Below are 18,553 nucleotides of genomic sequence, written 5' to 3' on the forward strand. Positions count from 1 at the left end.
AGGAGGCTCTCATGCCCGAGATTGCGACGAAGGACAACGTGATCGAGGCGTGGGGGCCTCTTTCGGTGCGGGAGGAACAGGTCATCGAGTGGCTCCTCAGCGAGGCATCAACGAAGCTCCGGCTCCGCGTGCCCAGCGTTGACGCCATGGTTGTCGAGGGCGGGTTGCTGGCGGAAGCGGCGAAGATCGCCGTCGTCAACGCCGTCAAGAGGGTCCTCCAGAACCCTGAAGCTGTCCGGCAGATCAGCACCACGACCGGTCCCGTGACCGACTCCAAGACGATCGACGCCGCCGTGTCCTCGGGGTTCATCTACATCTCGGAGGAGGACCTCAAGGGACTCCGGAGGAAGCGCTCGCGGCAGCGCATCCGGTCGTTCCGGGTCAGGTCGGGGTACCGATGACTCGCCGCATCAGCGAGACGGTGCAGCGGCTCCCGCACCTCGGAGGCCGGATCGACGAGGACGGGAACCCGGTCCTTGACGGGCACGGAAACGAGATCACGGGCTGGGGCGACCCGATAGAGGTCGGCATCTACGTCTTCGACCCCGGATCGTCCTCCGAGCCGCGCGAGCCTGGCGGCTCACGCGTCGTCGTCGAGCCGAAGATCTACGGGCCCTTCGACATGCCGTTCACGCACCTGGACAAGGTCGAGGCGCGCGGCAGCACGTACACCGTCGAGGGCGAGCCGGCGAAGTGGCGGCACCCAGACGGCCGGGAGGTCGTATCCGCGATTGAACTGAGAAAGGTGACTGGCTGATGGCGAGCAACCTGAAGCTCAACCTCGAGGGGTTCCGCAGACTGCGCACCAGCGAGGCCGTCGTGAAGGACCTTGAGCGCCGCGGCCGAAATATCGCCGCGGCCGCCGGGCCCGGCATGCAGGTCTCGACCTACATCGGCAGGAATCGCGCGCGCGTTTCCGTCACTGCGCAGACACCGGCAGCCAAGCGCCGGGAGGCCAAGGAACGGGCGCTTACCAGGGCACTCGACGCGGGGCGGCGCTGATGGCGGAACCTCTGTTCGGGGACGCTCCGGCACTCCTGCGGAAGATCCTCCTCGCGCGTCTCCGCACACGGTTCAGCGTCGCAATTCCCGTCGCCACTCAGCGACCGCGCGACCTCCCGCCCGAGTTCATCCGGATCCTGCTGGTCGGCGGGAACCGGAAGAACAAGATCACTGTCTCTCGAACCTTCGCCATCGAGGCATGGGCGGGGAGCTCCGGACGAGCTGTCGAGCTCGTCGAAGCCACCTACGCCATCATCCACAGCCTCGAGAACTCCGTCGTCGACGGCGTGCAGTTCGGAGCGATCGGTGACTTCGCACTCCCCGCGGACCTGCCGGACCCCGACACCGCGCACTCCCGCTTCACGTTCACCACCGAAATCGACATGAGCTACATCGACACGATCTAGGAGATCGCCATGGCTGAAGCAGCCGACAGCACGACCCTTTTCCACCCGACCGTTCCGGGCCTCACCCGGGAGCGCTCCGACCAGACCGAGGTCGACGCGCACGTGGAGGCCGGCTGGCTCCTCGAGGACCCCAAGGTCACCGCAGAGAACGAGGCCGCCGAGGAAGCTGAGGCGGCCAAGCGATCCGAAGCGGCCAGGAAGGGTGCCGAGACCCGCAAGAAAAAAGCGGAGACCGGCACGCCGGACACCTCGGACGCGCCCGTCGTGGCGATCGTCAGTGAAACCCCCCAGTAGTCCCCCACCCCATCGGCTCTCCGGGCCACCCCTATTTCCCTTGGAGGAATCATGGATGTACGTAATCTGACCGCTGGCGGCCCGGCGGCCACCGGCGGAGTGCTGCGCGCCCCGATCGGGTCCGCGCTGCCCGTCGACGCCACCACGGCGTTCGTCGAAGCGTGGAAGCGCCTCGGCCTCGTCGGCGAGGATGGCCTCGCCCCGTCCGGCGAACGTAACCTCGAGAGCATCCGCGACTGGGCCGGCGACACCGTCGCGGACCTCCAGACGGACCACTCGTCCTCGTTCACGTTCCCGCTGCTCGAGGTGTTCAACGAGGACGTCCTGAAGACCGTCTTCGGCGACGCCAACGTGACCGTCACCGCGGCCACGGCGACCCGCGGCAAGCTTTACTCCGTCATCGAGGACGGCGCGCAGCTGCCCTTCGCGGCATACGGCTTCGACATGCGCTACGTCGAAAAGAAGATGCGCATCCTCGTGCCGAACGGCAAGCTCACGACGATCGAGGAGACCCCGTTCGTCGTCGGCGGGCTCAACATGTTCAACTGCACGGTCTCGGCCTACAAGGACGAGTCCGGCATCAAGGTCTACCGCTACTACGACGACGGCAAGTTCACCGCCGCGTAGCTAATCACTGCTTGCTTCCCTGTTCGCCGATGGCGGGCCGGGGAAGGACTCGTCGTGGCAACTCCTGGCCGGTAGCACCGGCTGAGGGGCCAGAGGGTAGCGCCCTCGGAGCGGCAGGGCAGCAAGCAGACCGGCGGCGCGGGCTTTTCCATGGTGGGCTTCCCCGCGCCGCCACCCACCAGCACCACCAGAAGCTCACCACCAGCCCACCAGGGCGCCAGAATCCCACCAGCAGAGAGAAGAACCCACCATGGCACAGACCAACACCGCAGAAGCAGCCAAGGCCGCCGGCGCGAAGACCCCCGAGGACAACAAGAAGCCCCGCCACAAGAAGTCCGAGCGGTTCGAGTACACGACGGACGAGGGCGCGGTGCTGCGCGCGAAGTACGTCGAGAACCTGCCGTACAAGCTCGCCAAGGAGTTCCGCAACATCCCCGAGGAGGAGGTGCAGGACCGCATCGTCGCAGAGATCCTCTCCCCCGAGGACGTCGAGGGTTTCGACGAGCTCTCGATCGGCGAGGTCCTCGAATTCCTCGAGCAGTGGCAGGAGGAGTCCTCGATTTCCCTGGGGGAACTCTAGGCCTCGCCGAGCTCATCCTCGAGGGCGGCGAGGCGCTGGAGGCGCTGGAGTATGAACTGATCGGGCGGAACCTTCGGCTGCGGGACGTGGGCAGCCGGCGGTTCAACTGGCGCGACCTCTACGTCATCATCAGGCACCTCCCGGAGGACTCCGCAATGCACCGCCGCCTCAAGGTCATCAATGAGGACAGCATCTGGACGCCCGAGATGATGGTCACCGCCGAAGTCGTCGACCTCGTCGCCTACCTCGTCTGGTTCCAGACCAAGGACAGGCAGACCGGCCGCAACCGCCCGAAGCCCTTCCCCCGCCCGGGCCACCGGCCGAAGAGGGAAGACTACGCACCCCTGCCGTCGAGCGAAATGCTCGAGTGGTTGGGCTGGACGGCCCCGGACGACATCGCCGAGCTCGAAGCGGTCATGGAAGCCGAGGAGCGAGCCGAGGCTGCCCGCACGCGCACCAAACTCACCGAGGACGACGTCCGGGCCATCCGGGCCGATTCCGGCCATTCACAGGCCGCGCTAGCCGCGCGTCATGGAGTGTCCAGGTCAACGATCAGCGCGGTCCTCAATGGGCGCACCTGGCAGCACGTCAACTGAAGAGGCCGGAGGGCCTCCTGAAGCACTAGGAGGCCCTCTTGCCTATCGTCGAGCTTGGAACAGGAGCCATCAACCTCGTCGCGACGACGAAGGGCCTCGGCAGGTCCGTCATCTCCGAATTCGACGAGGTGGAGCGCGGCGCCGAGCGCACCGGCAGCCGTCTGGGCCCCAGGCTGTTCGGCGGCCTCCGCGGGCACCTGTCCAAGGAGCTCGCCCCGGCGCCGGCTGAAGCGGAAGCCACGGGCCGGAAGGTCGGGCAGAAGCTCGGTGGCGGATTCGCCTCGACACTCAAGAGCGCTATCGGACCCGCCCTCGCTGTCTTCAGCGCCGGGGCGATTACGGGCTTCGCGAAGACCTCGGTTGGGGCCTTCTCGGAGCTAGAGGACTCCACCGCTGCCGCTGGTGTGGTCTTCGGCGACAGCATGCAGAAGATCATCAACCAGTCTGCTTCCGCCTCGAAGCAAATGGGCCTGACCAAGCAGCAGGTCATTAACGCCGCGAACACCTTCGGCACCTACGGCAAGGCCGCGGGTCTGTCCGGTGACGAGCTGGCCGACTTCGCTACGCAGCAGACGCAGCTGGCCTCCGACATGGCCTCGTTCAAGGGCACCAGCCCTGAGCAGGCGATCGAGGCCATCGGTGCCGCCCTGCGCGGCGAGACCGAGCCGATCCGTGCCTACGGCGTCATGCTCGACGACGCGTCCCTGCGGCAGCAGGCCCTCGCCATGGGCCTGATCAGCACCACGAAGGAGGCGTTGACCCCGCAGAACAAGACCCTTGCCGCGCAAGCGCTGATCATGCAGCAGACCGCCGACGCGCAGGGCGACTTCGCCCGCACCTCGACGTCGACGGCGAACATCCAGAAGCAGCTCTCCGCAGCCACAGCAGACGTGTCTGCCAAGTTCGGGCAGGTCCTCGCCCCGGCCTTCACCGCAGCGCGCACGCGGGCACTGGGGACCGTGGAGGGCGTGTCGGCGCTGCTGGATCGGGTGCTGGCCTTCCAGGTCGCCCTCGGCGAGGGCGCGACCACTCCGGTACTCGTGCAGGCGCTGGGCCTGGACCCGTCGCAGGGCTTTGGCCTGGCGGTCAACGAGGGCATCGGCGCGATCAACGCTTTCGGCGCTGCATGGCGGGCCAACGACGGGGACATTACCAGCAGCGGCTTCCCCGGGTTCGCGGAGAAGGCTGGCTACCAGGCGCGCCAGCTCTCCGACTCCCTTGGCAACCTCTGGAACGTCGTCGCAAAGGGAGACTTCACCGGTCCGATCTTCGGGCAGCAGGAGGACTCGGTCTTCGCCGACAACCTCTTCAAGATCAGGGACGCGGCTACATCCCTGACCGGTGGCGATTTCAGCCAGCTGCAGCCGCTATTCACCTCCATCATGGCCGTCGCCAGGCCCGCAGCACCGATCATGGTCGAGGTCGGCAAGGCCATCGGTGGCATGTCCGGTGAGATCGGCAAGCTCGTCGCTGGCGCACTCCCTCTGGCGATCCCGCTCCTGCAGGGCGCGACCTCGGTCATGAACTACCTCGCCGAGAACACGGGCGTGCTCTCCGGCGTCATCATCGCCCTCGCGGCCGGCTACGTAACGATGAAGGCAGCCACCGTGGCGGCGACGGTCGCAGACCTGCTGCGCGTGCCTCTGCTCGCGACGCAGGCAACCGCGAACCTTGCCCTTGCCAGCGCCATCCGAGCCCAGACGGCAGCCCAGTCCGCGAACACCAGCGTCGGACAGGCAGCCCTCGGGAACAAGAAAGCAACTACCGCAGCCCTTGCCGCGAACACGGCCGCGACGACGGCCATCACGGCGGCCACGGGCGGCCTCACGGTCGCCCAGGGCATCGCTGCGGTCGCGACCCGCACTCTCGGTTTCGCGGTCAAGGCACTGCCGTTCGTGGGGCTCCTCGCGATCCTCGCCTCGGCGGTCGCCGGGATCGTCCTGTTCTTCACCGAGACCGAGCTGGGCCGTCAGGTCGTCCAGAACGCGTGGGCGGGGATACAGGTCGCAGTCGGCGCCGTCGTGTCCTGGTTCCAGGGCACAGTCGTCCCGATCGTGCAGCAGGTCTTCGGCGCCATCGGCACAGCCGCGTCCTGGCTCTACACGAACGTCATCCAGCCCGCCTTCGCCGGCATTCAGGCGGCTGCAGGATGGGTGGTCAGCGCCTTCCAGAACGCGCTCGCGGTTGCCCAGCCGGTGTTCTCCGGCATCGGCATGGTCCTGAACGCCTTCTGGATGCTGGCGTCGAAGATCTTCGAAATCATCGTCGCGGTCGTGACGAAGATCCTGATCCCGGCGTTCCTGTCCTTCTGGCGGGACACGATCGTGCCGGTGTTCGCCGCGGTCGGCTCGATCATCTCGTCGTGGTGGAATACGGCGCAGGCGGTCTTCTCCCTGGTCGTCGCTTTCGTCCGCAACACCCTCGGCGCGATCTTCACCTGGTTCCGCGACTCGATCATCAACCCTGTCTTCGGCTTCATCTCCGGGGTGATCGACACGCAGATCCGCGGGTGGACAATCATCTTCCAGACCGTCGTCGACTTCTTCCGGCGCACCCTGGGCCCGGTCTTCTCCTGGCTGTACGACAACGCCATTAGGCCGGCGATGGACAACATCGGCAACGCCGTGCGGTGGGTCTATGACCGCACCCTGAAGCCGATCTTCGACGGCATCGCGGACATCATTCAGAACAAGGTCCCCAAGGCCTTCGACCTGGGCGTGTCCGCCGTCAAGACGGCATGGGACAAGCTGCAGGACATCGCCAAGGCCCCGGTCCGGTTCGTCGTCGACACGGTCCTCAACAAGGGCCTGATCGCGAACGTCAACAAGATCGCCTCCAAGGTCGGCGTCAGCCCGCTGCCCGACGTCGCGCTGCCGAAGGGCTTCCGGAAGGGTGGCTACACCGGCAACATCCCGCGCAACCAGAAGGCCGGCGACGTCCACGGGCAGGAGTTCGTGTTCGACGCGGACGCCACGGCGGCGGCGGGCCCGAAGAAGCTCTACGAGATGGCGTCGGCCCTCAAGTCCGGCGGACTCAACGGCCTCGCATCGAACCTCCTGGCGGACGGGTCATCACCGCTGTACTTCGGTGGCCTGCAGCAGGCCTTCCGGTCCGCGGGGACGGCATTCGTGCGGAGCAACGGTGCGGGGGCTTGGGACCTTCCGGGTGCTGCCCGCATGTGGGACGGTGCAGCAGGCCTCCGAGTGAAGGTCGGCGACGGTTCGCCGAGCATGACGGCCACCCAGCGTCCGCTGGGGTCCAACATCCTCGGCTACGCCTACAGCAACGGTGACATCAGCCTGGCCTCGGCGTGGGCGAATGTCCTGAGCGCTCGTGACCGGCGGACGACGTCGGCGCACGAGATGGGCCACGTCTTCGGCCTGCCGCATGAGTCCGGGCAGCGATCGATCATGCACCCGAACCTCGGGTCGCAGTCGCCAACGCCGACGCCCTTCGACATCCGCAACCTGCAGTCGCTCTTCCCGGGCGGCAGCGGCAAGGCCGGCGAAGGAAGCGGCGACGGCAAGGGTCTGCTGGACACGATCCTCGGCCCGTTCAAGAAACTCGCGGACGGACTCATCGACAGCATCCGGCAGAACTTCCCCGGCGCCGGAACTTTTATCGACCTCGCGGTCGGTGCCGGCAAGGAAGTCCTGAACACGGCCGCGAAGTGGCTGACCGACAAGATCAGCGGGCTCAAGGACATCGCCTCGGACATCTGGGACGGCGCCAAGAAGCTCGTCGGACTCAGCGTCACCTCCCCGCAGGCCATGTTCCCGACCCTGTACGACAACGGCGGGGAGGTTCCCACCAATGGGGGCAAGCCGTTCCTGATCCAGAACAAGACCCGCAAGCCCGAGCTGATCCACACACCCGGCCAGCTTGCGGCCCGGGACAGGTTCGTGGCCGCCGAGGCGCTTGCCAGCGCGGGCTGCGGGGATACCTACCGGTTCGAGGGCCCGTTCTACGGGAACCCTCAGGACATAGTTGACGAGATCCAGACGAAGGTCAGCCGTTACGGCACCCTAAACAACCTGCGGAAGGCGGTGAGCATCTAGTGCCCATCCTGTTAGGTGTCCCCTACGTTCCGGTCGTCCCGGAGACCTTCCAGCCATGGCGGGGCATCAAGCACACCTGGACAGGCTGGGACGGCTCCGTGTGGGAACTCTCCAATGCTCGAGGCGGGGTGTTCCTCCTGGCCGAGGGCCTCGAGGGTATGGGCTTGCCGGAGATCAAGAACTACACGCACGATTCCCCCGTCGTGCACGGCGTGGAGTGGGACGGGTGGCTGGCGACGGGCCGGAAGGTGTTCTGGAACGTCGGCGTCTACAGCGACCAGGGGTCCGCCGAGTGGCTCGAGCTGAACCGGGCGTTCTGGCGGACCCTTCGCCCGGGCACCACCGGCGTGTGGACGGTCGAACTGCCGACCGGTGACCGATTCTCCATGACTCTGCGGCTCGCGGACGACAACCGGCAGCTCTTCAACCGTGACCCTGCCCGCCACGGCTGGCAGGTCTACGGGATCGCGATGTTCGCCGAGAACCCCTTCTGGGATGCCGGCACCATCGTCGGTTCGTGGGTGGTAGGACGGCAAATCCCGTTCTACGGGCTCCAGGGCTTCGGACCTCCGTTCTACCACTCACCCGCCTCCCAGGTGGCGGCTGCGACTATTACTAACCCGGGCGACGTCGAAGCCTTCATCGAATGGACGGTCGTCGGTCCAGCCACGACCGCGGCCGTGGGCTTGGACGGGCAGGTCACCGTGGTGCCGTTCGTGGTGCCCTCGGGGTCTCGTCTGGTCATCGACACGAACCCGCTGAACATGATCGCCGAGCTCGACGGTGTCGACGTCATGGATCAGATCGGGTTCGGAAACTGGAACCCGGCCCCATTGCCGCCCGGTGAAGACGTGCAGCTGACCTTGGAAATGACCGGAACCGGCGCGATTGAAGCCCGGTTCAAGCACCACGTCCTGATGAGTCTCTGATGGGCGCCCGCGACTTCCGGATCGACATCTTCGACAAGGACCTGCAGTGGGTCGCTCCACTGGGGAACTTCACCTCTCTGAACGCCACGATCCGGTGGAACGCCATCAGCGAAACGACCGTGGCCCTCCCGTCGAACCACCACCGGATCGGCGCCATGGCTGCCGAGGGCGCCCGGCTCCGCGTCAATTTCCGCGGCGAAACCCTTATGACCGGGATGCTCCGTCAACGCTCCGGTGCCGGGCCCGGTATCAGCGGCGAATCGGTGTTCAGCTGCCAGTCCGACTTCCGGCTCCTCCACAACTTCCTCGGCTGGCCGGCCCCGGCCCGGCCGGCGAACCAGCAGGGCGCCGACGAGGCGTACTACACGATCGGCAACCAACCAGCGGAAACCGTCCTGAAGGACGCCGTCACCCGCAACATCGTGGAGCGCTCGCAGCAGGCGACAGTGGCCGTCGCCCCGGATCTGGGGCGTGGCGCGCCGACGTCGGTGTCGTTCCGGATGCACCCGCTCTACGACCGGCTGTTCCCGGCGATGGAGGTCGCGGGCCTCGGCGTGACGGTGGAAATGGTCGGCGGCAAGCACGTCGTCGACGTCGTCGTGCCACGCCCGTACCCGCACGTGCTGACCGAAGCCTCCCGCGTAATCCAGCACTGGGAATTCAGCGGCAACCCACCAGAGGCCACCCGCGGCATCGTGGGCGCCCAGGGCCAGGGCACGGAGCGGGAGTTCATCCCGTTCAGGGACGCAGCCCGTGAGCAGCTCTGGGGCGATGTGATCGAGGTGTTCCGCGACGCTCGGGACACCAGCGACACCGCAACGCACGCGCTACGAGCCGCGCAAGCGCTGGAGGACACCACCGGATCCTCGTCCCTCACTGTCCGGCTCGCGGAGTCGGGGAACTTCCGGATCTTCGGCCCCAAGGGGCTGCGGCCCGGACAGCTGACAACGGCGCGGGTCGGCGGAGGCATCGAAGTGTCCAAGGTCGTCTCCGAGGTAAACGTCGGCTACGACCGCGCCAAAGGCCTGCAGCTCTCGGCGACCATCGGCGTCAAGGACAACTCGGAGGAGCTGGCCATGAAAGCAATCAACGCGCTCGCACGCGCGGTAACGGATCTGAGAGTGAGCATCTGATGGCAGTGGCAATCCAGAGTTACGGGTACCCCGCGGTGTTCGACGCCGACGGCGAAGTCATCGAGGGCGCGATCACCTCCCAAATTGGGGCGCGGTACTGGCCCGCTATCCAGTCCGGCCGGTTCTCCGCGCTGGGGATGGAGGACTGGAAGGTCACTTCCCAGGTCGGCATCGACCGCGGGATTCGCGTCAACGCGGGCACAATCACCGGCGACGCCGTGATGGACGTCCTGCCGACCTACGACACATTCTCACTACCTGCAGTGACCAGCGGGTCGCGGTGGTTCATGGTCGTCGCCCGTCGCTCGTGGGGGGCGCCCTCGCTGACCGCGGTGCGCTTCATCGAAGGCGGAACGACACCGCAGGAACTTCCTGCCCGCTCGGACGATCCAGGGTCGGAGTCCGACCAGCCGCTGGCGTTGTGCCGGGTCGACGCCGCGTCGACCGTGGTGCAGCAGATCATCGACCTGCGGGTCATCGGCGGGAAGCGCATTCTGGACAAGCTGGCGCTCGAGTACCTCAAACAGCCAGGGGCCAGGATGGCGCTGGGCGACATCGACTGGGTGTACGTCGCCGACGGCAACGGGCAGTTCACGTGGCAGCGCTTCGGGGCCAAGAGTCGCGCGTATCTCCGAGAGGGTTCCTTTTCGGAGCCAGCGAACTCCGGCCAAGGTGGCGGCTTCGACATCTACACCCAGAGCATCCCCGACCCCGGCTTCCCGTACCACCTGGCCGTGAACGCCACCGTCGAGGCCGGCGGGGGCGGCCCGGGCACCCGATGGGACGTCATGCTCGACGTGAACGGCATCTGGCTGGACGCCTCCCGCGGCGATGCCGTCGCCCCGTGGTGGAAGGTCAACGGCACCGGCCCGCGATCTCCCCTCACCGGCCCTGCCACCGTCAAGATCCTCGCCCGCAAGCAGTTCGGCAGTGGCAACTTCGGGCTCTCCAGCTTCAACCAGTTCTTCAGCGCCCTCGTGGTGCCCGCGTAGCTTGTACCGCTCCGACGCACTACCCATTTCAGGCACCCGTTCGGGTGCTTTTCTGTGCCCGGCACGGGGAGGACAACACGTGTGGATTCTGGACTCATCACCGCCATTACGGCGCTACTTACGGCGGTCGGCGCCGGCGTCGGCTTCCTCATCCGCCGCGCGGACAAGCGCCGCGAAACGAACGAGGCCCTCTTGATCGACAACCTCAAAGCCCAGGTGGCGAAAGCCGAGCGGGAGGCCCGCCGCTGGAAACGGGCATGGGCACTTGCCGATGCGGACGCGGCCGCGTACCGGGAGCAGCTGATCCAGAACGACATCCCGCCGGAACCGGCGCACCGCACACCTTTACCCGAGGAGGATGAATGAGCGACGAACCAACCATCGAGCAGCTCGAGAGCAAGGTGAAGTCCTCCCGGCACGTGGACAAGCGCCAGAAGTGGATCCTGTTCTGGCTCGTCGGTGTCGTCACCGCCCTATCGGTCGGCTTGCTCGCCCTGTACCTCGACACCCGCGATCAGGCTGAAGCCTCCGCCGTCGTGGCTGTTGAAGCACAGCAGGAGAAGGTCGAGGTCGCCAGTGAGGCGAGGCAGGCGATCTGCGGGGACCAAGATCAAGAGATCTACGACCGGGAGCTGTGCGAGAAGCTCGCCGGCATCGCCGAGGAGGACTCTGAGCCGATGATCGACCGACCCGCGGTGGTCATCGGCGGTCCATCGCAGGCCGAGATCGTGCAGGGCTTCCGCCAGTACTGCGCGGAGGGGAACTGCCGCGGACCCCAGGGGGCTGAGCCAACCCCGGAGGACATCGCGGACGCCTTCGCCCGATACTGCGCCGACGGCAGGTGCACCGGCCCGGCCGGCCCTGATGGCGAGCCAGGCACGGATGCGCCCCCGGCGGAGGACGGCGCCGATGGCGCTCCCGGCACTGACGCCCCTCCTCCTTCGCTCGAGCTGATGGCCGCCGCCGTCACCCAGTACTGCGCTACCGGAGCGTGCGTCGGGCCCGAGGGATCACAGGGCCCACTGCCGACCGCTGAGGCTGTGGCCGCCGCGGTGGCGTCCTACTGCTCGACCGGCGCCTGCACAGGGGCGCCGGGTGCCGACGGGCAACCAGGCGCCGACGGTATCCCAGGAACGAACGGAGCGCCCGGACGCTCGCTCGTCGACGTCGAGTGCCAACAGGTCCCCGACTACGCGTGGATCTTCACCTACTCCGACGGCACCACCGAGACGGAACCCGGCCCATGCCGAGCGTTCGCGCCACCGCCGACAGAATCCACAGCCCCACCGACTACCGAAGCCCCGTAACCACGGGGCTTTTTCTTTGCCCGGGAAGGGGCGCGCATGGAATTCGTAGACGGACCCACATCGCAGGTCTTCGGAGCGAACCCGCAGTTCTCCTGGCAGCCATGGGGGCACCTCGGCGAGGACAAGGCCGTACCCATCGGCACCGAAGGCAGGGTGATCGCCGACGGCGTGGTCATCTGGGCGGACTGGAGCAGCAAGCTCGGCGGTGCCCTCGCCGACGAGATGATGATGATCCGCAACTCACCCGCCGGCGGGATCTGCGTCATCGTGCAGCACGACGGGTGGCGGTCGATGATCGCTCATCTGGACAGCACACACCTCAACCGCGGCGACCGTGTCCGCCGCGGGGACCCGACCTGCAAGACCGGCAACACGGGCAACAGCACGGGCCCCCACGCTCACATCGAGGTGTTCCTCGCCCCGTCGCCCGGCGCCGCCCCGTTCGGCCGGTACAACCCGCGCTCACAGATCGCCCACGAGGACCAGGTTGCGGCCATCGCCGCGCAGGCCGCCACGATCCTCACGCCGAACCAGCGGAAGGTCGGCCCGGCGAACCTCGTGCAGCGCGCCGAAGCGTCGACCTCGGCGCAGCAGGTCCGCGTCATCGAGGCAAACACCTTCGAGACGTTCACCGGATACGTCATCGGTGAGGAGGTCACGCTCGGCGGCGTCACCTCGAATATCTGGTACGTCGATTCGCACGGCATGGTCTGGGCCGGAGGCTTCACGTCCCAGACGATCACCGGCCTGCCGAACCTCACGCCTCCTCCGCCTGCGCCCCCGACACCTGCAGCGCCCAGCCTCAAGGCGAACCAGCGGCTCGCGGGCGCCGGCGGTGGGGTGCAGCGCTCCTCCGCGTCCCGCTCCGCGAGTGTCGTCCGTACGATCCCCGGGGACACGATCGAGAACTTCACCCACTGGGAACGCGGCGAGAGCATCAGTCTGGGCGGGGTGACGTCGGACGTCTGGTTCCGCGACAGCATCGGCACCGCATGGTCGGGCATCTTCACCTCACAGACCACCGACGGGCTCGTGGAGTACATGGCACCCGCCCCAACGCCCACGCCGACGCCCGTACCGACGCCCGCCCCGGCCCCGGACAGCGGCGCCCCCGCGCCGGAGCCGTACACGTTCGCGGCGGACCTGCCGTGCATCACCGAGGTCCGGCCAGCCGCAATCGGGAAGTTCCAGTACGGCGGCATGCCGTCTGTCGTAAAGCGGATACGGCTGCACCAGTTCATCGCCGGCGACACCCGATTCGCCGTCCACCTCGACTCCGTCATCCGGACGTTCACCGAGAACCACCCCGATCCGGCACAGGACCGGATCGCATCCGCCCACTTCGGCGCTGAGAAGAGCCGACGCGCCCAGTTTGTGGCCCTCAAGGACCGCGCCTACCACGCGGGCCCCGCGGGCAATGACGACTGGAGCATCGAGATCTACGGCGGCATGGACGCCGAGACCCTCGCTTCCGTCGTCATGATCATCCGCGACATCGAGAAGCTCGAAGGCCGCCGCCTGGAACTCGCCGACCACCGCTCGATCATGAACACCCGCTGCGGGGAGGACGTCGACCTCGACCTCATCCGCGCCATGGTCGATGCCGTGCCCACCACCGGTGCCACATCCGATGCCGAGCTCATCGCAGGCTTCCTCGCCTACGCCGTCACCCAGATCCCCACCTACCTCGAAGCAAGGAAGTAGCCCCATGGCAGCATCGGCAGACCCAAAGCAGCTCTCCCCCAAGTTCACGTGGCCGCTCATCATCGGCTTCCTCGTATTCGCTGGTGCCGGGGCACTGAGCCTCGTCACCGTCGAACACTTCGGCTGGGCCGGCCAGTGGGCGGGCGTGCTCCACGCGTTCGTCACCCTGACCGCCATGGCCGCCACCGCGTACTACAAGATGGACCCGCTGCGGCAGAACTTCGCACAGCAGGTCGAAGCGCACTACGCAGACCAGGACGCCAAACTCGCCCGTGCATCAGCAGCAGAGCAGGAAGCCATCGCGGCCGAGCCCAGCGCTGACCAGCCCGAGGGCAAGCACCGCGCCCAGCCCGTCGTCTACGACCCGCCAAGCGACCTCATCGGATAGCAACAATCACCCCGCACGCTGAGAAGGAGCCCGCCATGACCCGATACCCCTACCGAGCTGAAGTGACCATCGATCCTGCGACCGGGGTGCAAGCACCGAACATCGAAGGACAGCTCTTCGATATCGACGACACACGGTACTCCGTGCCGATCACTGCATATGACGCCAGCGGGGCCACAGTGGTGCTGCGCTCGAACGAGAACTGCGTCCTGCCCACATTCTTCCTCGAGGACCGAACCTCAGTGATCTGGAAGTCAGGGAACTTCACAGCTCCGCTCGTCACCACAATGCCGATCCCAGGGCCGCCCGGCGCCTCAGTAGTACAAGCCAACGGAAACGGCGACGGAACCGCGAACTTCACCCTGTCCGACGGCACCGTCCTCGGACCACTGCCTCTGCCCGAGGGCCCACAGGGCAAGACGGGCCCAAAGGGGCAACCAGCAACTGACGCTGCCGCCAATGACGAGGCACTAACCGAGTTCGCGACGACTCCGGGAACCCTCTTCAACGCTGCACTAAGTGCCACTATTGCTGGCTCGATCGGGTCGACCAGTGCCGGAAAGCCAAACGACAGCACGGCCAGCATCAACGCGACCCTGTCCGGGGCAGGGTCGTCGTTCTTCCTCCCAGCCGGCGACTACCCAATCTACGGGCCCGTTGTCGTACCCGAAGGCAAGACCGTATTTATTAGCCCGAAGGCGACGATCCGCCCAATTGGCGCGCAATTCAACGCCTTCCAACTTAACGGCGGCACCCTCGCCGCTACCCCGTTCATGGGCGTCACCATCGACGCGAGCGGGCTGACTTCGCCAGCGATATTCCCCTTCACTTACGTCGTTCGCCACGCGAAAGGATCAGTGGCACGCGGCATCACGATCACCGGGGTAAACACGAACGTCGGCGGCATCGGCAATTTCATCTCCAACACCGCCGCCCCGACTGTAGGCAAGACAGATCAATGCCAGGTGAAAGCCACTCCCGGCGCGAAACCCTTGAACGGTATCGCCTGCAACCACTTCGTCGGAACTGGCTCAAACATGTACGGCTACGACGTGACAGGCTGCTTTGTGGACTATTCGCAGGCAGACAAGTCGATGACGATGGCCGGAATCAATCTCTTCTGCGAACCAAACTTCTACCTGCTCGACACCAAAGTCACCGGCAACACCGTCTGGATGCCGCCCAACCCCACCGACTCCGGTCACCGGGCGCAGTGCATCATCTACAGGCGGGCCAACGGCATTCTCGTCGAAGGCAATCACACCCGCGGCGGCTCGATGGGCGTCTCCAGCGACGAATCGGACTACGCCATCGTCCGAGGCAACAACATCTACGGCCCCACCTATGCGCTGATCGAGGTTCCGGGATCCCTGGGCAACCTAATCGAAGGGAACATCGGAGACGGAGCGGGCTTGTGCGACAACGGCGTTACCCTCGATGGCGGGACTCCGTGTGATCGGACGATCGTGCGCAACAACATTCTCATCGGAGGTAACCCAACTCCACGGGCCCCATCCTTCCACCCCTCCGCTGCCATGCGTATTGCCATTGCCAGCGCTGGAGCCTCATTCTCGGGCAACCAGATCGACAACTCGTGGGCTTTGAAATGGGCGAATCCCAGCAACCTGAGTGTTGGAGAAGTGGATGCCCGCAACAACATTGGCTACAACCCGGTGGGGCCGCTCACCGCACCCGCCATGCCCGTGTCGGGCACCGCGCTGAGGAACCCTTACCCGGTCGATGCGACGGTGTTCGTAACAGGCGGGACGGTATCAGGGGTGTCTATTGGTGGAGTTACCACGGGCATGACATCAGGGCAGTTCCGGGTCCCGGCGCGTCAAACAATCACCGTGCAGTACTCCGTAGCGCCGGCGTGGATGTGGGTCGGCGAATAACCCTTCCGCCTTCGGCTATGGCGATCGTTGCGTCTGGTTTCGAGCTCAGCCGCCCTTGGGGCCGCATCCCCAGCTTTGTCGATGGGATAGGGCTCGAAGCGAAGAGAACGACAACGACGAGCAGGACAGCGCCGTTAATCGAGGCGGTACTGATGTTGAGTGGGGTCTCCACCACGAAGCGTGAGAGGTAGACGGCAAGGATCGCGGCGGCTGCGGGGCGCCGCGATTCTTGAGTCTTTGCGACAGCAACGATCAACAGCACGACGAGCAACGCGAGCATAACGGCGCCGAGCAAACCGCGCTCCACGAGTGTCTGGACGAACTGGTTGTGCGCGCTATTGAAACTCAGGCTAGACCCGAGGCCCAGGATGCTCGCCCGATACTCGGGCGCGAAGACGGAGGGGCCCGCGCCGATGAGCGGACTCCGGGAGAAGGCCTCCAGAGAAGCGAGCCACAGCCCAGTCCTGCCGTTGAGTGTGGAGAAATCGCCTCCGCTACTCCAGCTGCCGATGGACGCCGCCACCTTCGGAACAACAGTGGACATCATTAGTGCACCGATTAGCCCCGCGAGGGCCCATACCATCGCCCAGCGCTTACCCGCCTTCACGATGGCAAATACGACGAGCCCGACGATGACGCTGAGCCACGCACCCCGTGACTGAGTGGCAACTAGGATGATCAGGGCGAGCAGGAGGTTTAGCCGACGGAACCGGTCGTGCTCAGTGCGAATTAGCTCGAGGAACACGGCCAGCGCGGCAACACTCCCCAGCCCGTTCGGGTGTGTCGTTACACCGACGAGTTGCGGGATGCCCAGCCACTCCCTGCCTTGTCCGTTCCAGAACGCTAGCCCCGGTGCGACCAAGGCAAGAGCGATGCTTCCCCAGAGGAACAGCCGCAGCCCGTTCCTTGCGAGCCTGACGCCTTGGTCTGGGGTTAGCGGGGTGGCGATGAGAACGCAGGCGGCGGGTAGGAAGATGTACAGGAGGTCAGCCCCGATGGGCTGGTTTGTGAAGTAGGCGGAGAAGATGCCCGCGGCGGCGTACCCTCCGAGTGCGGCGACGATCGCCGGGATCTTCCATCGCCGAAGTGCAACTTGCATGAGTACGAACGCGAAGGCGAGAAGGTAAGTAGCGCTGGCGGCCTGAATGATCCGACCGCCCCAGACACTCGTTGTCTCGAATGACGCAAAGCCCCCAGCCAAAGTGGAGATTCGAGGAGTCACAAGCGTTACGGCCATGGGAGCAACCATTGCCAAGTAGAAGAGCACCGCGGCGAAGTGGAATCTCCGTCTGTCGACCGTCGAGCTAAACGCTCGGACCGCTGCGTAACCGAGACCGATGATTGCCACGCAACCGAAAACGGTCGCCAATGCTAGTTGCAAGTGCCCTCCCCAGGATCAGCCCCCATCGTACCGTCGCCCCTAGCGGGAAATATCGACAGGGCCCGCCGAGCTAGCTGCGTTTTTGCCAGCGCGAATTTTCTTGTCCAGTGGGATCTCTACGAACCTGTGAACCAGCCAGGCAGTCAGAATGCTCAGCCCCAGGGCGGCAACCCACACTGGCCAGCCGTTCAGAGGGAGCCGCTCCGTCGTCCCGTCGATCGGCTCCCCAGACGAGTACCCCAAATGATAGAAGCCGTCGGCCAGCACCCGGATCACCATGGTGTGGAACAAGTAGAAGCAGTATGACCACGCGCCCAGATTTACGAGCGCCGACGTGCGGAGCCAGGGGGAACGGCCCTGCAGATCACTGGAGGCCGCCGCCGCGATGAGCAGGACGAACGGGGCAAGCGGTAGTGCGACGAATCCCAGGATGCTGGGGAATACCCCAATGGCGAGGATGGTAGATACCGCTAGCGCCAATGCTCTATTTACGCCGATATCAAAGAACTTCCCGCGCCGCATGTGGATTGCCAGTAGCATGCCGATCACGAATTCCGGGAACCTCGACACGGGGAAAGCCTTCACGAACCATGCTGTCGCGCCTTCCTCGTGGAAGACGGCACCGCCGAGGATAGATTGCCCGTAGATGCCAAGTCCGACAATCACGGCGGCCATCACACATCCAAGTGCAAGACGACCGCGGGCGGACAGGCAGAACAACCTGCCGATCACCAGCGGGAACATCAGATAAAAGAACGCTTCCACCGAAAGCGACCATGCGACCGTGTTCAGGGCGAAGTAGTAGCTGGAATCAGGCACCCACGCCTGCAGCATGAACGGCGCAAATAGCCCCCTCGCGAGTTGCGCTAGGTCCCCGGTCATCACTACCAAGAGCCCGGCCGCGCACAGTGACAGAAGATACGCGGGGTAGACGCGTGCAAACCGCCGGCGATAGAAAGCCCTCGGAGTGTCGTTCTCGCGGTATGACCACGCGAGGACAAATCCGCTCAGGATGAAGAAAAAGGAGACCCCGGCGTGGCCAGCACCGAATAGGATCGAGGTGACATCCCTGCTTGGCTGCTGGAGAAGGCTTACAGAGTGAAAGCCGAAGACCAGTAACGCGGCCGCAAAGCGCAGGCTAGTGAGCGAGTCCAGGCGCATTTCTTCCCCCAAGTGTTGAGACCTGATCCGAATCGTACCTGCCATAAATCCGGCTTAGTGCAGTGACCTGCAGCGCCCCACCCTCTTCGTGAGGGTGGG

General features: G+C 65.7%; 19 protein-coding genes. 17 read left to right on the forward strand and 2 right to left on the reverse strand.

Annotated features, from left to right (window positions below; genetic code table 11):
• Positions 1-11: 11 nt before the first annotated feature.
• From AC1MFI_RS15120 to AC1MFI_RS15200, 17 genes are all read left to right on the forward strand, one after another.
• Positions 12-401, forward strand: a complete 390-nt coding sequence (locus tag AC1MFI_RS15120; RefSeq protein ID WP_479817883.1) for a Gp19/Gp15/Gp42 family protein — start codon at positions 12-14, stop codon at positions 399-401.
• On the forward strand, positions 398-757 hold the full coding sequence (locus AC1MFI_RS15125; RefSeq protein ID WP_479817885.1) for a hypothetical protein: 360 nt from the start codon (positions 398-400) through the stop codon (positions 755-757). The genes AC1MFI_RS15120 and AC1MFI_RS15125 overlap by 4 nt, the downstream gene beginning before the upstream one ends.
• Positions 757-1,002, forward strand: a complete 246-nt coding sequence (locus tag AC1MFI_RS15130) for a hypothetical protein (protein WP_479817886.1) — start codon at positions 757-759, stop codon at positions 1,000-1,002. The genes AC1MFI_RS15125 and AC1MFI_RS15130 overlap by 1 nt, the downstream gene beginning before the upstream one ends.
• A complete protein-coding gene (locus AC1MFI_RS15135) occupies positions 1,002-1,409 on the forward strand; it encodes a hypothetical protein (protein ID WP_479817887.1) in 408 nt (135 codons plus the stop codon). The genes AC1MFI_RS15130 and AC1MFI_RS15135 overlap by 1 nt, the downstream gene beginning before the upstream one ends.
• 9 nt (positions 1,410-1,418) lie before the next feature.
• A complete protein-coding gene (locus AC1MFI_RS15140) occupies positions 1,419-1,703 on the forward strand; it encodes a hypothetical protein (protein ID WP_479817888.1) in 285 nt (94 codons plus the stop codon).
• A gap of 51 nt (positions 1,704-1,754) precedes the next feature.
• On the forward strand, positions 1,755-2,330 hold the full coding sequence (locus AC1MFI_RS15145) for a phage tail tube protein (RefSeq protein ID WP_479817890.1): 576 nt from the start codon (positions 1,755-1,757) through the stop codon (positions 2,328-2,330).
• A 250-nt stretch (positions 2,331-2,580) separates the two neighbouring features.
• Positions 2,581-2,910 (forward strand): hypothetical protein, encoded by a 330-nt coding sequence (locus tag AC1MFI_RS15150; RefSeq protein WP_479817892.1) that lies wholly within the window; start codon positions 2,581-2,583, stop codon positions 2,908-2,910.
• Positions 2,871-3,506, forward strand: coding sequence for a DUF5361 domain-containing protein (locus AC1MFI_RS15155; protein ID WP_479817893.1), 636 nt, complete (start codon positions 2,871-2,873; stop codon positions 3,504-3,506). Before AC1MFI_RS15150 ends, AC1MFI_RS15155 begins: the two co-directional genes overlap by 40 nt.
• A gap of 38 nt (positions 3,507-3,544) precedes the next feature.
• Positions 3,545-7,564, forward strand: coding sequence for a matrixin family metalloprotease (locus AC1MFI_RS15160; protein WP_479817895.1), 4,020 nt, complete (start codon positions 3,545-3,547; stop codon positions 7,562-7,564).
• On the forward strand, positions 7,564-8,493 hold the full coding sequence (locus AC1MFI_RS15165) for a phage tail family protein (RefSeq protein WP_479817896.1): 930 nt from the start codon (positions 7,564-7,566) through the stop codon (positions 8,491-8,493). Before AC1MFI_RS15160 ends, AC1MFI_RS15165 begins: the two co-directional genes overlap by 1 nt.
• A complete protein-coding gene (locus AC1MFI_RS15170; RefSeq protein WP_479817897.1) occupies positions 8,493-9,626 on the forward strand; it encodes a Gp37-like protein in 1,134 nt (377 codons plus the stop codon). The genes AC1MFI_RS15165 and AC1MFI_RS15170 overlap by 1 nt, the downstream gene beginning before the upstream one ends.
• Complete coding sequence (locus AC1MFI_RS15175) at positions 9,626-10,618, forward strand: hypothetical protein (protein ID WP_479817898.1); 993 nt, start codon at positions 9,626-9,628, stop codon at positions 10,616-10,618. The genes AC1MFI_RS15170 and AC1MFI_RS15175 overlap by 1 nt, the downstream gene beginning before the upstream one ends.
• A gap of 81 nt (positions 10,619-10,699) precedes the next feature.
• Positions 10,700-10,984, forward strand: a complete 285-nt coding sequence (locus AC1MFI_RS15180; protein WP_479817899.1) for a hypothetical protein — start codon at positions 10,700-10,702, stop codon at positions 10,982-10,984.
• Positions 10,981-11,925, forward strand: coding sequence for a hypothetical protein (locus AC1MFI_RS15185; RefSeq protein WP_479817901.1), 945 nt, complete (start codon positions 10,981-10,983; stop codon positions 11,923-11,925). The genes AC1MFI_RS15180 and AC1MFI_RS15185 overlap by 4 nt, the downstream gene beginning before the upstream one ends.
• Positions 11,926-11,961: 36 nt before the next feature.
• Positions 11,962-13,629, forward strand: a complete 1,668-nt coding sequence (locus AC1MFI_RS15190; RefSeq protein WP_479817902.1) for a peptidoglycan DD-metalloendopeptidase family protein — start codon at positions 11,962-11,964, stop codon at positions 13,627-13,629.
• Positions 13,630-13,633: 4 nt separating this feature from the next.
• Positions 13,634-14,017, forward strand: a complete 384-nt coding sequence (locus AC1MFI_RS15195) for a hypothetical protein (protein ID WP_479817903.1) — start codon at positions 13,634-13,636, stop codon at positions 14,015-14,017.
• A gap of 35 nt (positions 14,018-14,052) precedes the next feature.
• The gene (locus AC1MFI_RS15200; protein ID WP_479817904.1) at positions 14,053-15,912 is read left to right on the forward strand and encodes a hypothetical protein; all 1,860 of its coding nucleotides are present in this window, start codon (positions 14,053-14,055) and stop codon (positions 15,910-15,912) included.
• Here the strand turns inward: AC1MFI_RS15200 and AC1MFI_RS15205 are convergent.
• Positions 15,863-17,260 carry an O-antigen ligase family protein gene (locus AC1MFI_RS15205; RefSeq protein ID WP_479817905.1) on the reverse strand — a complete coding sequence of 466 codons (1,398 nt, stop codon included), beginning with the start codon at positions 17,258-17,260 and terminating at the stop codon, positions 15,863-15,865. The genes AC1MFI_RS15200 and AC1MFI_RS15205 overlap by 50 nt on opposite strands.
• 72 nt (positions 17,261-17,332) lie before the next feature.
• Entirely contained in the window at positions 17,333-18,454 is a 1,122-nt protein-coding gene (locus AC1MFI_RS15210; protein ID WP_479817906.1) for an acyltransferase family protein, read from the reverse strand.
• Between the last annotated feature and the right edge of the window lie 99 nt (positions 18,455-18,553).

It is taken from the genome of Arthrobacter sp. BC5 (genome assembly GCF_056680255.1).